General features: G+C 38.8%; 13 protein-coding genes and 1 riboswitch. Of the genes, 3 read left to right on the forward strand and 10 right to left on the reverse strand.

The window, feature by feature from the left end; genetic code table 11:
* Positions 1 to 192: 192 nt before the first annotated feature.
* The 7 genes from CXF74_RS19125 to CXF74_RS19155 form a co-directional block, all read right to left on the reverse strand.
* Positions 193 to 1,206 carry an adenosine deaminase gene (locus CXF74_RS19125; RefSeq protein WP_101084134.1) on the reverse strand — a complete coding sequence of 338 codons (1,014 nt, stop codon included), beginning with the start codon at positions 1,204 to 1,206 and terminating at the stop codon, positions 193 to 195.
* A 77-nt stretch (positions 1,207 to 1,283) separates the two neighbouring features.
* A riboswitch (purine riboswitch) is annotated at positions 1,284 to 1,383 on the reverse strand.
* A 140-nt stretch (positions 1,384 to 1,523) separates the two neighbouring features.
* A complete protein-coding gene (locus tag CXF74_RS19130; RefSeq protein WP_101084135.1) occupies positions 1,524 to 3,236 on the reverse strand; it encodes a diguanylate cyclase in 1,713 nt (570 codons plus the stop codon).
* Positions 3,237 to 3,242: 6 nt separating this feature from the next.
* Entirely contained in the window at positions 3,243 to 4,679 is a 1,437-nt protein-coding gene (locus CXF74_RS19135) for an ABC transporter substrate-binding protein (protein ID WP_101084136.1), read from the reverse strand.
* Positions 4,680 to 4,915: 236 nt separating this feature from the next.
* The gene (locus CXF74_RS19140; RefSeq protein ID WP_101084137.1) at positions 4,916 to 6,565 is read right to left on the reverse strand and encodes a sensor histidine kinase; all 1,650 of its coding nucleotides are present in this window, start codon (positions 6,563 to 6,565) and stop codon (positions 4,916 to 4,918) included.
* A 27-nt stretch (positions 6,566 to 6,592) separates the two neighbouring features.
* The gene (locus CXF74_RS19145) at positions 6,593 to 7,525 is read right to left on the reverse strand and encodes a DUF3369 domain-containing protein (RefSeq protein WP_101084138.1); all 933 of its coding nucleotides are present in this window, start codon (positions 7,523 to 7,525) and stop codon (positions 6,593 to 6,595) included.
* 208 nt (positions 7,526 to 7,733) lie between these two features.
* Positions 7,734 to 9,110: an ATP-binding protein gene (locus CXF74_RS19150; RefSeq protein WP_101084139.1), complete on the reverse strand. Its 1,377-nt coding sequence runs from the start codon at positions 9,108 to 9,110 to the stop codon at positions 7,734 to 7,736.
* Positions 9,100 to 9,810: a response regulator transcription factor gene (locus tag CXF74_RS19155; protein WP_101084140.1), complete on the reverse strand. Its 711-nt coding sequence runs from the start codon at positions 9,808 to 9,810 to the stop codon at positions 9,100 to 9,102. Before CXF74_RS19155 ends, CXF74_RS19150 begins: the two co-directional genes overlap by 11 nt.
* Positions 9,811 to 10,039: 229 nt before the next feature.
* On the opposite strand from CXF74_RS19155, the gene CXF74_RS19160 reads away from it, so the two are divergent.
* Together CXF74_RS19160 and CXF74_RS19165 are read left to right on the forward strand one after the other, a co-directional pair.
* Positions 10,040 to 11,275 carry a hypothetical protein gene (locus CXF74_RS19160; protein WP_101084141.1) on the forward strand — a complete coding sequence of 412 codons (1,236 nt, stop codon included), beginning with the start codon at positions 10,040 to 10,042 and terminating at the stop codon, positions 11,273 to 11,275.
* 75 nt (positions 11,276 to 11,350) lie between these two features.
* Positions 11,351 to 11,695 (forward strand): hypothetical protein, encoded by a 345-nt coding sequence (locus tag CXF74_RS19165; protein ID WP_101084142.1) that lies wholly within the window; start codon positions 11,351 to 11,353, stop codon positions 11,693 to 11,695.
* Positions 11,696 to 11,819: 124 nt separating this feature from the next.
* Here the strand turns inward: CXF74_RS19165 and trxA are convergent, their stop codons facing one another.
* Positions 11,820 to 12,140 (reverse strand): thioredoxin, encoded by a 321-nt coding sequence (gene trxA / locus CXF74_RS19170; protein ID WP_101084143.1) that lies wholly within the window; start codon positions 12,138 to 12,140, stop codon positions 11,820 to 11,822.
* 110 nt (positions 12,141 to 12,250) lie between these two features.
* Between trxA and CXF74_RS19175 the strand changes: the two genes are divergently transcribed.
* Complete coding sequence (locus CXF74_RS19175; RefSeq protein ID WP_101084144.1) at positions 12,251 to 13,123, forward strand: LysR family transcriptional regulator; 873 nt, start codon at positions 12,251 to 12,253, stop codon at positions 13,121 to 13,123.
* A gap of 73 nt (positions 13,124 to 13,196) precedes the next feature.
* Here CXF74_RS19175 and CXF74_RS19180 read toward each other — a convergent pair whose 3' ends face one another.
* Both CXF74_RS19180 and CXF74_RS19185 read right to left on the reverse strand, forming a co-directional pair.
* Entirely contained in the window at positions 13,197 to 13,937 is a 741-nt protein-coding gene (locus CXF74_RS19180) for a sensor domain-containing diguanylate cyclase (RefSeq protein ID WP_332870283.1), read from the reverse strand.
* Positions 13,922 to 14,280, reverse strand: a 359-nt coding sequence (locus tag CXF74_RS19185) for a PAS domain-containing protein (protein ID WP_157822459.1), incomplete at its 5' end; no start/stop codon positions are given. The genes CXF74_RS19180 and CXF74_RS19185, both read right to left, overlap by 16 nt.

A 14,280-nucleotide genomic window follows, 5' to 3' on the forward strand; every position in this document is an offset into this window, starting at 1 on the left:
GCCACTAAGCCACTTCGTTACACAGAGAACACGAAGAAACCAAGAGCAAAAATTAAATTTGCTCTTTAACCTTCTTTTTCTTCGTGCCTTCGTGGTTCATTGCTTTTGAACGTTAATCTGTCTGCTTATATTTATAATGCGTTTAGCGCTGTTCTATTACGAGGTGCAAGCATAGAAGATCTTGTCTTTATTTTAATGCTGTTGTGCCACCTCAAGATAAGTTTCTATCACTATATTTAATCGAATCTTCGCATCGCGAGAAATAAAACTCGCTTCAATCGCGTTAAAGGTAAATTGTGCTATTTCAGCTTTACTCATAGGATGGGCGTTGCTCACGGCTAAAAAGTTATCCGTCATATAACCACCAAAATAAGCGGGATCGTCGGAGTTAATAGTGACACAGACACCTTGACGAAGCAGGTCAACGATATTGTGATCTTCCATTGCCTCGAACACTTTCAGTTTAGTATTGGACAGCGGACAAACCGTCAGAGGAATACGTTTCTCGGCTAATTTCTTAATGAGTTGTGGGTCTTCTGAGCAACGAACGCCGTGGTCAATACGGGTTATATTCAATAGCGCTAAGGCTTCGTGAATATTACTCGCTGGGCCTTCTTCTCCAGCGTGTGCCACAGTCAAAAAACCGTCTTTAATTACTTGGTCAAAGACACGCTCAAACTTAGCTGCAGGGTGGCCAATTTCGCTTGAATCTAACCCAACGGCAATGATTTTATCTTTGTGCTTTTGTGCCTGTTGCAGTGTTTCAAAGGCTGCACTTTCGTCTAAGTGTCTTAAAAAACACATGATCAATCTACTCGTAATGCCTAACTCTTGCATGCCTTGAATAAGCGCTCGGTGAATACCGTTGACCACGGTATCAAAACTAATACCACGTTGCGTGTGCGCTTGTGGGTCAAACATTATTTCCGTATGCATAACATGATCGTTTTTACAGCGCAGTAAATATGCCCAGGTAAGATCAAAGAAATCCTGTTCATTAATCAGCACATTGGCACCTTGAAAATAGATGTCTAAAAATGACTGTAAATTATGGAAGTTATAAGCCGCTTTTACTTCTGAAACAGAGCTAAAAGGGATGGAAATTTGGTTACGCGCAGCAAGTTCAAACATGAGTTCAGGCTCAAGTGTGCCTTCTATATGAAGATGCAGTTCGACTTTAGGTAGGGTCTGGATAAATTTTTTCATGGTTAGCTCTTATAAATAGAATTTAAATAAGCACTTTTCTTCTGATGAATATGATTACAGCTACAAAGAGAAAAATGCCAAAGCACTAAACTCTTCGTAATCAGGAATTATTGGTTCCTGGTAGAGACCCCCAGTCCATATTACTAGGGTTATACGAAGGGAAATTTTATGTTATCTAAGAACACTAAAATTTGACTAGCAATGCTACGCCATAGTACAACGCAAGTCTATGACTAAGTCGTCGCGCTCTCTTTTTGACTGATTGCATTATGGAATTGTTATCGACTTTAGCGCCACGATAAAGCGCAGAGGTAAGGTTAATTAATAACAAAGGCATTACGTTGTTCTTTCGCTTCATATAAGGCTTGGTCTGCCAATTGGTAAATATCCTCTTCGGTTATATTGTCTACCCCGTCAATCGTGATACTACCAATTGAAAGTGTTAAGTAGTCGGTTACCAAAGAGGTTTGGTGTGGACGGTTTAACATTTCAGTGTTTTCTTGGATGCGCTCTGCAATGATTTTTGCGTTGTATTTATCTGTGTTAGGCAAAATAACAGCAAACTCTTCGCCGCCCACACGTGCAATAAAATCATTTTCACGCAGACAACTTTTAATGAGCAGGTTAGCGACATCTTGAATGGCTGCATCACCTTCAGGGTGTCCGTAATGATCATTAAATTGCTTGAAATGATCGATATCTAATATAAATAAGGTGATGGGTTGATGAGTGCGTTGAGTTCGTTTGAGCTCTTTACTTAACGTATTATCAAAAGATCGTCGGTTATTCAATTGTGTAAGGGGGTCGGTGATGGCTTGGTTTTGTACTTGTTTTACATAACCTTGTAATTTAATTAGCGCTTGCTCCATATCGCCAAATTCATCGTTATTGTATTTTTTTATGGTTACCAGTGTTCCTCCTCGTGCCAGTAATAACATAATTTTACGAATACGTAATACCCGTTCTACTACTTTTTTATGAATAAACTGCCAAGCAATCAGTAAGCTCATTAAAATCGCCCCTAATGCAAGTCCTAATAAAATATACTGTTTAATCACCACTTCTTGTTGCTCTTTTTTTGCCTCATTTTCTAACATATCTTGAATATGTAAATGAATTTTTTTAGCATCTTGTAATAACTGTTCAGCGGTTTCGACCTGCTGATTAATCAGACTTTCAATGACAGCCTCGGTGCGAATTGCATTAAGTTGTGTATTAAAAATAGAGTGTTTACCTTTATAAATAGAAAATGCTTGTGTTATCCACGCTAAGGAAACCTCTTGAGATCGCTTTTTCGATGTCTTATACGCAGTGCTTTCTAATTTATTGCCTAACAGATAAACGTGACGCTTTAATTTATTTAACTTGACCACACTCTGGCTACTTTGTGCCTCTACAATCTTTTCCGCTAATAACAAAGCTTGTTTGTAGAATTTGAAATAATGTCTTATTTGCATAAAGATAACTTGTTGTTTCTTTACGCCTTCTTTGTTAATAATTGACTGGTGTAAACTATTACTTAGTTTAGTGAGTTCGGATAATAATTGTGTGTCTGTTTTGCGTAACAGCGATAACACTTGAGGGGTTATCTCTTTAAGACGTAGCTGTATGTCCGCTTGTTGCTTTAACAATAATGCGAGCTGTTGAGTGTGCGTGATATAAGCATTAATGCGCAGACTTTCTTTGTTGAGTTGTGCATGCTCGCTAGGATCAATTAAATGCGACTCTGCTAATTTATTGGTGATTGCTTGAGTTTGTCGCCATAACAAATTGATGTTAGCAACCGAGGGAGCTTGATCGTTGCTCTGTGCGCCTGCTCTTATGTTGAATAAGGCTGATTTTAAATTGGCCGCCGTGGATTGCAATTTATTGCTGGTTTGCATCAAAGGAATAAAGTCACTGGTGGCAAGCTGATAAGCTTTATGTAACTGTTGTGCGGTATGGTTCGCAATTGAGATAGTTAATAAAGTGAGCCCTGCAATCGCGAAGAGGCCAAGATAAAATTGTTTGTTTAAAGAAAGTCTTCTCATATTTAGTTACTCAGCCAACATGGCTTTTTCGCCGTAGAGGTTTTGGTAAATAGATATTGTTTTATTAAGTTGCTTCAATATTATCTCGCTCGGTTGTGATTGCGTGGCAATTTTATAGGCCGCTTTCATCAGTTCTGGATATATAGTGCCCATGGCGGTACTAGAAAAATGACCGTATAAATGGTTTAAACCCTGCCAGTTTTTATCTCCCTGTAGGCTTGATTGTAATGCTTGATACTGGGCAGATTGCTTAGGTAAGTTGGTGGATAAATAATTAATGACATCTAAACGACAGGGATTACCGCCTGCATTTGCATAAGCAAGCTGACTATCAAAAGAGCTGAGGTATTTTAATAACCAATAAGCCGCTTCTGGATTTTTACTGTCATAACTCACTGCAAAAGAATAGGCGCCATGGTAGGGTTTTTCGCCTGCGACGGTACTTATTCCCAATTCAGCGCCCGGTGTTTTTTCATTTACTTGCCCTGATACTGACCATAAATTGTTATAAGCAAAGGGCCACATTGCAACATGTCCCTCGTTGAGTGCTGTGGCTGCTTCTAAATAGGCAAAGTTGGCATTACTTGGGTAAGCATATTGCATCAAATTGATGTAATACTTGGCCGCCGATGTTGCAATGTCTGAATCTGCTTGGCTATGAAAGCCTTTAATTTCGTCATTTTCATATTCAGGTTCAAACCATTTCCCCCCTAAGCCCCACAAAATAGATGATAATTCGTCGTTAATATGAGGGCGGTTTCCTGACATCAGGGCGACGCCATAAAAGTCTGCCCGTAAGATTTTACCGGCCAATTTATCGCCTTTTTTTCGTGTGAAAAAGGCGGCGATATCGAGTAATTGGTCTAGGCGTTGAGGCGGGGAAAGTGGATAGGTATACTGTTTAAGAAAGGCCTGACTCTCTTGCTTATTTTCAAATAAATCCTTGCGATAGTGATTACCCATCACATAGGAGTTGTAAGGCACACTGTGTAGCTGTCCTTGGTAAGATAAAATATCTAATAAAGCGGGGTAATAATTATTGATAAAATTGTCTGTTTGTTTTTCCGTATTAGGTTCATAACGTGTAATGAGTTCTTTAATCGGCACGGTATAACCATTAGCCGCCCATTCTTTTGCCCATCCCGCTTCTAGGGTTAATACGTCATACTGACCATTCCCATTTTGCATGGCGGCCGTTTCGGCTTGTTGCATTTTCCCAAGCGACATGGATTCGACATGAACGGTAACACCCGTCTCTAAGGTAAATTGATGTATTAATTGTTGCTTCAAATAATCAGTCCAAAAACCTTGTTCTGCAACCAGTGTGATTGGATTTTGATTACTTATTTTAGGTAATACAATGGAATGTGCTTGCTCGGGCATTGGCTTCGCTGATACTGACACTGTGATAAATAGGTAGAAAATAATTAGCGTCTTGCTCATGTTTTATACCTTTTATTGAAGAGAAACTGAGTTTTTAAGTATTTAATCTAATTATCTGATCTTAGATTGGATTTAGAAAGTAATTGTGATTTTTTTGTAATATATAAGTTGTTGAACACGTTTTAATTTTCAATAAAACATTGTTTTGTATAACGATTAAACTGCACCCTTATTATTGCGAAGAATTAAGCCCTGGATATCAATAGCGGTTTTTTAATCTCCATGAAATTAGGTGTTTAAAGTCGCGAGGTGATCGCTTTCCCTTGACGTGGAAAGGTCATTTTAAATTCACTGCCATTACCTTGCTCTGATTCACAGTGTATTTCTCCTAATAGCTTTTGTGTCACTAAGTTGTAAACGATATGTAGGCCAAGTCCTGTGCCTCCTTTGTTTCTTTTTGTGGTAAAGAAAGGTTCAAAGGCTTTTATCCTGTCTTGTTCGCTCATTCCTTGGCCATTATCTTTAATATTTAGTGCGACTAAATCACCTTGTTGTGTTGCTGAAATAATGATTTCCCCTTTTTTTTCTTTATCAAATGCGTGAACAAAGGCATTAATCACTAAATTGCTGACCACCTGAGATAAGGCGCCTGGGTAAACATCACAAATAATATAGGAATCAATATTGACGTTAATTTTTATGTCGGGATATTTATAATTAGGCAGGATTGAATCAACCACGGCCTGCACATACTCTTTGAGTTCAAGGTGACGAATTTCGTCGTAACTTTGATCCACAGAAACTTGTTTAAAGCTTTTTACTAAATTACCTACTCGGGAAAGGTTAACCAATACTAAGTCAGAAATTTTTTCAAATAAATCCAAATAGTTAGCTAAAGAGCTTTTAGACAAACGATTGTTCTCAATACACAGGCCCAATTTTTTCACTTCCTCTTGTAAACTCGTTATCGCGGTAATACCGATGCCGATAGGGGTATTAATTTCATGGGCAACCCCTGCGACTAAGGAACCTAACGATGCCATTTTTTCTGACTCGACCAATTGCACTTTGGTACTTTCCATTATTTCCATTGAGTTTGTTAATTGGACATTCTGCTCTTGGATTTTTTTAGTTTGTAGATCCACTTCCTCTTTTAACATGGAGATAAATTGCAATGTTACTTTCTGCTTCAATCGAAAGTTAAAAACGAGGACTATCAATAAGGCAATGAAACTGATTAAGGTCACTGTGGTCATAACGTTATGTGTTTGCGCTGTGCTCTGAACCTCTGCGTCTGTGCGTTCCTCTTGTAGGCGATAAAAGGTATTAATGTGTGACATTATCTCTGACTTCGCCTGCAAGTATTCTTCACTATAAAGCAGTGCGAGTGCCGAATTTTTTAGTGCTGATTGGCTATAATCTGTTTGCTCTGATAATGCGCTTGCAACTTGATTAAACGCGAGGAACTCCAAATCTGTCAGTTTATCCGACGCTTGTTGTGATTTTTTTAGTTGTTCAAATTCTTGTTGCGTAAATCCCGCTTGTGCCATTAGTTGTTGCAAGGGGTACTGAGTACCATCAATAAAAGGGGCTTGGCCATTTTCAGGTACCAGTATATCCCAATAAACACGATGATAATTGACGGGGCGGGGCATACTGCCATTTCGAATCGCGAGTATTTTTTTGAAGAAAAGTAAATATTTCTGCTCGCCTGTGACTGCATGTGCGCGTGCCATTTGTGTGAGTTGATCTGAGCTTAACCTGAGTTGTTCGGTGAGCAAATAAGAGTGGTAGCGGTTTTCACTCGCTTTTTGTAAGGCTTGCATTGAAAAGTATGAAAAACATGAAAATAATACCGCCAGCAGTGTCAACGTTAGGGCAAGATAGTTTAGCTTATCACTCCAATTTAGGGCGTCGCTTTGCTGGTTATTCTGTTGCTTAGGCATTGTCTATTTCCTTTTGCAGTGGCTTTTTTACTTGCGATAACACTGTGCGATATGGTGCATAAAGAGCTCGATGATATTCACATCCTCTCTCGACTCTTTAAGATATTCGATTTCATCTAATACAATGAGGTAATGAATTGATTCACTTGGGACATAACCTAAAAACTGGTTTTTATCTTCGATAAAGCCGGTTTCATTTTTTGTTAATAATGGGGTAAAACGGCTAAGGTCAACAAGCTCACTGAGTTTACTGCCATTTTTATTACTGTAGTGGCCTGATGAGCAGGTGATCAGTGCTTGTTCAGGGGAGTCGTTGGTATAACTTGCGCACAGGTAACTGCGAGAGTGGGTCATTAAATCCATCAATAAGTTAATGACACCGTTACTGTATGATTCTACGGGCCTTAATTGATAGTTGTTATTCTCGGAGCGCACTATGTCAGTGAGTTGATTACAGGTATCTTCGATGGTGACAATGTCATTATAGGCCCTAAGGCAGGCATGCATTAAGGTGTTTAATTTACGGTTGGTTAATTCAGTTTTTTCTTTGTAGTCATTAATATCGTATTCCAGCATAACCTGTTCTTCGGGGGCATCGCCTGGTTGACCGGTGCGTAATACGATACGCACACGATGATCTCTTTTAACACGTCTTATCCAATTGGCTACTTTCAAACCTGCATCATTACTCTCCATCACGACATCGAGTAATATGATGGCAATATCATCACGTTGTTGTAATAATTCAATCGCTTCCTGGCCTGAGTAAACACTCAAGATATTTAAACCGACCCCATTAAATGAATAATTGCGTAAGGCCAATTTGGTTACCTCGTGTACGCCGGCTTCATCATCCACAATCAGTAAATTTACTTTCTTGGATTGCTGTTCATTTTTTTGTTCGCTATCTGCTTCTTCTTCAAACAAGAAGTCATCATCGCTATCAGTTGATAAGTCCACGTCTTATTCCTCGTCAGAGTGTCATGCTTGGTAATAGAGTGTTTTTCGCAAAACAGATTACTAAACAGTGCAATTTTATAGTTTAGGTTAAACTCAAAATTACACAAAAGCATGACCTGTTATCGCGGTTAATAATGACAATTAGGTGCTGGATATTAAAATCATAATGATTTTAATAGGGTGGGGAGAAAATGCTTATTAGATTACTTTAGACGCTATGTTTAAACAGAAAGCACCTAAATAGAGCGCCTCCTAATTCACTTTTACCGACGGCAATGTCTGCGTGCATTTTTTTGGTTGCTGCTTTAGTAATCGATAAACCAATGCCTAAACCACCGGTTTTACGGCTACGGCTTTTATCCAAACGAGAGAAGGGGAAAAATATGGTTTCGTAGTGCTCCGTCGCAATCCCTTGTCCATCATCTTCAACGCTCAGTATAAAATGGCCCGACTGCTGTTTTACGCTGATACGTACTTCACTTTTTGCGTAGCTCAGTGCATTTTTCATCAGGTTATCTAAGACTAATCTTAAGTACATGGGATTGGCGATATAGTGTATAGACGCATCAATATTAATCACAGTGTGGATGGTTGAGTCATGCTTAATCGAGGCTAAGCGTGATGCAACAAAAGTACTCAGTTGAATGCTTTGTGTCTGTTGCACAGGTGTTTCATCGGTGACGCTATTAAGCCGAGAAAAAGCAACTATTTGACTAATTAAATCATCAATATCATCAATATATGTTTCAATGTTTTCAAGCAATGCAAGCTGTCGTTGGTCTTCATTCATCTTTTGTAATAAACCCACCGCTAATTGAATGCGGCTCAAGGGAGTACGCACTTCATGGGGCACCGCTTGGGCAAAAATTTGGTTCTCTTTGACGGTATCTGTGATGGCATTAGCCATATTATTAAAGCTGCTGGCAAGTTCATCTAACGGTTTAGAGAAATGCCTGTCTGAGCGTACGTTTAGCTTACCTTCGCCAAACTGCTTATTGGTGGCGACTAAGGTCATGATTTGTTTTTGTAACTGGCTAATAGGGAAATAAACCGCGGCCCCGATGGCAATAATTGAAATTAACGTAAACAGATAAAAGACAATTTGCTCAACATCTACATCGTCTATTTCTTGATATTCCGCCCACTCTTGGTTGGGCTCATTGTTTTGTGGCGTTGATTGTTGCAGTGAATCGGAAATGAGCAGCTGTAAATTATGTTCAGGAAGGTCATACACCGCTAATAAACGCAGGTCTGCTAATTCAAAAACTCGAATGCCATTAGCATCACCGATATAATTGCAGTCAGTGCAGAAAGGGATTTTTTGAGATAAGGCGCGCCATTGTAGGTCAAATTCATTGATAAAAGCGACACCAGCATGAGGCATGTTACGGACTTTCTCTGGTGATGCGATTATTTGTATCTGCAGTTGTAAGTAGATGTAGTGCGTATCACGGACAAAATCGTTGATGCCGTCTTGGTCAAAGAGCTGTTGCACAGAAACGCGGGTGAGTAGCACGCTAAACAATAACGCAAAAATAATGCTGGTATATAAGCGCGTGAATAGCCGTGGTGAGTTATTTTCCATTGAGCAACATATAACCTTTATTTCTGATGGTCGTGATCATTTGATAGGGGATTTTGTCATCTTTTAATTTTTTACGTAACCCTGAAATTCGCATATCGATTGAGCGATTATTGACGTCATAATCAATGCCTCTTAATGCCTGACAACAATCTTCGCGTGAGACCACTTGGCCACTGTTATCATTAAGCAATAACAGCATCTGATATTCTGCATGCGTAAAACATAACTTTTGCCCATCAAGGCTTACCTGTTGGTTTTTTTTGTTAATGATCAAGCGTGGTTCAACGTCTTTTACAGGTGTTTGAGTGATCTCTTGTTGAGATTTTATCAGTGTTTTGGATCTGCGTAAAAGGGCTTCAATACGAGCCACTAATACATGAGGTTTCAATGGTTTAAGTAAAAAGTCATCGGCACCTAATTTTAATAAACTCACTTCACTTACATCGTCATCACAGGCGGTTAATACCAGAATGGGTTGCTCATAAAACATTCTTGCGGCTTTACAGATCTCGATGCCACTCATGCCCGGTAACATCAAATCCAATACGATTAAGTCGGGCTGATAGGTTTTTATCGCCTGTAATGCGTGATTCCCATCATCAACTATTTGGTTGTCGTAACCTTCGACATCTAAATACATCGCGGTTAACCGTGAAATTTCAGCATCATCTTCAATGATCAGTATTTTTCGTTTATTCATTTTTTGTCCATGCCAAAGTGTTTTTACAGATGCTGTTTACGCGTATTTTATAGTGCTTTAGTTTACGGCGAAAAGTTCAATAATATAAGCACTGCTTACAAACGCTTACATGCTCTGTTAATGCTTACACAAGCTTACTTTCCCCTCACGTTTAGATTGCTAAAGTGGCCGTCAATTAATTGCCAATTACATTTATTTTACGCCATTTTTAGCCTCGAAAGGAAAGAACATGAAATTTAAACACATGGCTGTTTTTACATTCTGCACACTCGGACTGGTGGCTTGTGACAAAGACGCTTTAAATAAAAATTATGCCCCTAAACCTACGGCGGGTGAGACTGAGCTTGCTAGCCAACTTGATGAGAAATTCTTCAAGCAAATTGAAACCGCGATGGATGAAATTGAGGTGAATAAAATATGGCCGGGTTATAATTTCAAACGCACTCCTATGTATCTTATTCGCGCGACACATACGCCTAGTGGCGATTTAAAAGATGCTGAAAGCGCATATATTATTAATCCATATGCCAATATATCCAGTACACATACCTTAGGTAAAAATGAAGCTGGAAGCTTGCATATCGTTAAATATGAAGAGGGCATGCAAGTCGCTGCCGATAAGCTCAAAAGTGATGGGGCGAACAGTCGTTTTATTTTTCATTATCCGATTCAAGGCAAAAAATATTACCTGCAAACCTTTGAAAAATCAGCCGTTGAAATAGACAATGTTTTGTATAGCAGTGATGCGGGTTTTGCCGTTCATGAGGCGTTTCATAATTACCAATCTGTGCATTTCAAAGAAAACCCAACCGCTGAGCAGTTGAATCCTATGGATAGCGCACAACTGGCAAAATATCCTCTCAACTTAGCGACATTAACTACGCAGGTTTATCTGCTTGATATGTTTAAAGGTTATCCTGATTCTCCGGGTAATACGAGTAAAGCCACTGCGCTAAGCGTATTAGAAAAGTATGTTGCGGTGGTGGAGTCGATTTTAGAAGCCGATAAACCAATGGAGCATAAAAGCAGTTTGATATATCGCCATGGCTTGAATCAAGAGCGTGGGGAAGGCACGGCTAAATACGTTGATGCGTTAGTTGAGCGTAAATTGTTACCTATTTATAAAAACAAAAAGTTCATTGATAACGTGCCGTTAGCAATGGATACGCCACATAACAACATTAATTTAGCGACTAAATTACGTAATCGAAATGATGTTATTAACTATTTTGCTTTTGAATCCTTCTATGGGTCAGGGGCGAGTATTGTTTTTCTTTTAAATAAAACGGGTTACGACTTCAAGAAAATAGAGCAAGGTACGATTCCTTATCAAGCGGCCTTTGATGTGGTTAAACTCGATGAGATGGCACGTAAGGATTTGTTGCGAGATATTATGGCGAGTGATGAATGGCATGAGGCACAAGTGGCCGCACGACGTTATGAAAAGCTACTGAGTATCAACTAACTAATGCTTATTATGTTGCTAATTACTTATGCTAATAGGGCTGGTTAGTTTCATACAAAATTAAGGAAGAATAGGATGAATTTATTACGATTATTGGCTTCAATTTCAGGGCCTGCTTTTGTTTTATTGTTATTAAGTGGCTGTACTAGTCAGATTGTGGGTACCAGTGAGCAAATTAAAAGTGCTTATGGCAGCGATATTAAAGACTTACAAAAGCTATATCTCACACCACATTATCACTCTGTTAGTTTTTTTGAGTCAAAAACCTTTGCATGGATAGAAACACAAAAGGAATTTGAAAATGGGGATAGATTGCATACCTTTACTAATCCTTACCGTGATTGCACCCTTCATTGGATAACAGATACTAATGGCATGATTAAAAGCGGTTCATTTTATGGGAAATCGTGTAGTCGATAGGTGCTTATTTGTAGTCAATAAGTGCTCAATATGATCTATGTTATTCACTTCATTTAAAGGTTAAACGAAGTGAACAACATAGCTGATAATCTTCAACCATCATGCTAAATGTTTAAAGATAATCTTAGATATTAGCGTTAATAAAATCACGTAACTGTGGCAATGATAACGCACCCACTTTTGTTGCCACTACTTTACCGTCTTTAAATAACAGTAGTGTTGGGATACCACGAATACCGAATTGACGCATAACCTCTTGCGCGTTATCTGCATTGACTTTAACCACTTTAAGATGGCTAAATTCAATGTTAACCTCTTCAACAAGTGGCGCGATCATTTTACAAGGTCCACACCACTCGGCAAAAAAATCAACTAAAACAAAGCCTTTATGAAGTTCAACTTGCTCGTTGAAGTTCTCTGCACTTATTATTTCTACATTACTCATTTGTTTATCCTCTTAATTAATAACTGTAAATGAGTGTACCTAAGTTGATCTTTGTTGATTAGCTAGGTTTAATGGAAATCTTTGTTGCATATATAGAACAGTGAGCCGAAATGAAAACCAGTTTAGATGATCTCTCCATGTTTGTTTGTTTAGTTGAAACGGGCTCATTTACCCGTGCAGCTAAACAACTCAATATTCCCAAATCAAAACTAAGTCGTCATTTAGTACAATTAGAGCAAAGTATTGGTAGCCAGTTATTAATACGCACCACACGAAAACAGCAATTGACTGAAAGTGGCCAGTTACTTTATCAAGCGAGTAAAAGCCATATTGATGCCTTAAGAGGAGTTGAAGAGGAGATTGGATCCTTTATTAATGAACCCAAAGGGCAACTGAATATTCTTTTACCATTGGAATTTTTTAATCAAATAATCAGTGAGTTATTAACGGATTTTGCTAAACGTTATCCAAAAATAATACTTAATTGCAGTCACTATTCAGGAGCTTTGCCAGAAAGTGATTTACCCTATGATCTGTCTTTTGTTTTGCATGAATCGACTTTGCCAGCATCCAACTGGATAGCTAAAACACTGCTCAGTTTCCCACAATCTATTTTTGCTGCCGCCGGCTTTGTTAATACAGAGATTATTGAGCCGAATGATTTACAGAGGTTTCCCTGTATTCTTGCTGAACAGCAAGAGCAGTGGTTATTTCGTGATGGTGAAAATACGCTTTCAGTGGCAGTGCAAGGGCGGGCAACTTTTACTAGCCCAACGATGCGTTTACAAGCGGTGAAACAAAACTTAGGGGTGGCAAAATTACCCGATTACAGTTGCCAAGCTGCGTGTGATTTACAGCGGTTAAAATTAGCTAAACAGCCGGTTGCGTTGCAGCTCAGTGTGTTATACCAAAGCCGAGATATTCCCATTAAAACACGTGTGTTTTTAGACTTTTTTCAAAGCCAATTAGGGCGATTATCGTAACCGGTTCATTTGTATTTTAGCTGTGCTGCTACAGGGGGCTTTGTTCAATTTTATGCTTAATAGTAGCGGCCGTTTATAAGCTACAGACTTGGTTGCGGCCATTGCTTTTAGCGTTATATAACGCATCATCAACACGCACTAATACCGCATCAAAATTGATATCTTCAGGTGTTATCAAGGTAACGCCTAAGCTGACAGTCACCTTTATTTCAACGCCATTTTGATAGGAAATGAACTGCGTTTGGATATTTTCTCTGGTACGTTCTGCCAAAATTTGTGCGTTTTCGAATGGCGTTTCAGGCAAGATAATCGTAAATTCTTCGCCACCAATACGCGCTAAAATATCTTCTTTTCGGATGCTGTTTTGTAGGCTTTTACTGACGACTTTTAATACGTGATCACCCGCCGGATGTCCAAAATTATCATTAATCGCTTTAAAGTGATCAATATCGATGGAGATAATCGCAAAGGGGTTGTGATGGCGTTTCGCCCGAGAAAATTCACGTTCACCTTGTTCCATGAAATAGCGTCGATTGTATAGATTGGTTAAATAATCGGTATTCGCCAAGCGTTTAAACTGCTCTTTCATTTTATAGATTTCGGTGACTTCAGAAGAGAATCCAATCAGCGCAAGCTTATTATCACGTATGATAGGTATCTTCGTACTTAAGAAGTGCTGCTCATTGCCGGCATCATCTACGGTACTTTCTTCTGTTCGTTGTATGCTATTGGTGCTGAACACTTCGCGATCACTTTGATGAAAATGATCCGCTGTTTCTTTGGGAAGAATATCTGTTTCTAATTGACCAATAATTTCCGAGGCCGGTAAACCAAAAACATCGGCAACTTTCGAATTGACGTATAAAAGCGTCTATCTTCACTTTTCATATAAACATGTGCTTCGATATTATCAAGGACCACATTGAGTAAGTTCTGTTGTTCGTCAATGACTTTTCCTAGTCGTTTTTGTTCGGTAATATCAGTGGAAATACCACATAAACCAATGACGTTACCTTGCTCGTCAAATACCGGACTTTTGATCGATTGATAGATACGTAATTCGCCCATTTCCTTTACGTAATTAGATTCTTCGCTGATTATCTTTTGGTCGCTTAGGATGACTTTATTTTCTGTTTCTTGGATTTTTAGGCAGGTTT

Source organism: Psychromonas sp. Urea-02u-13, from assembly GCF_002835995.1.
Taxonomy (GTDB): Bacteria; Pseudomonadota; Gammaproteobacteria; order Enterobacterales; family Psychromonadaceae; genus Psychromonas.

Coding starts and splice junctions, on each gene's coding strand:
- CXF74_RS19125 (WP_101084134.1), bottom strand. CDS start 1,206: ATGAAAAAATTTATCCAGACCCTACCTAAAGTCGAACTGCATCTTCAT.
- CXF74_RS19135 (WP_101084136.1), bottom strand. CDS start 4,679: ATGAGCAAGACGCTAATTATTTTCTACCTATTTATCACAGTGTCAGTA.
- CXF74_RS19150 (WP_101084139.1), bottom strand. CDS start 9,110: ATGGAAAATAACTCACCACGGCTATTCACGCGCTTATATACCAGCATT.
- CXF74_RS19130 (WP_101084135.1), bottom strand. CDS start 3,236: ATGAGAAGACTTTCTTTAAACAAACAATTTTATCTTGGCCTCTTCGCG.
- CXF74_RS19160 (WP_101084141.1), top strand. CDS start 10,040: ATGAAATTTAAACACATGGCTGTTTTTACATTCTGCACACTCGGACTG.
- CXF74_RS19140 (WP_101084137.1), bottom strand. CDS start 6,565: ATGCCTAAGCAACAGAATAACCAGCAAAGCGACGCCCTAAATTGGAGT.
- CXF74_RS19175 (WP_101084144.1), top strand. CDS start 12,251: ATGAAAACCAGTTTAGATGATCTCTCCATGTTTGTTTGTTTAGTTGAA.
- CXF74_RS19155 (WP_101084140.1), bottom strand. CDS start 9,810: ATGAATAAACGAAAAATACTGATCATTGAAGATGATGCTGAAATTTCA.
- CXF74_RS19165 (WP_101084142.1), top strand. CDS start 11,351: ATGAATTTATTACGATTATTGGCTTCAATTTCAGGGCCTGCTTTTGTT.
- trxA (WP_101084143.1), bottom strand. CDS start 12,140: ATGAGTAATGTAGAAATAATAAGTGCAGAGAACTTCAACGAGCAAGTT.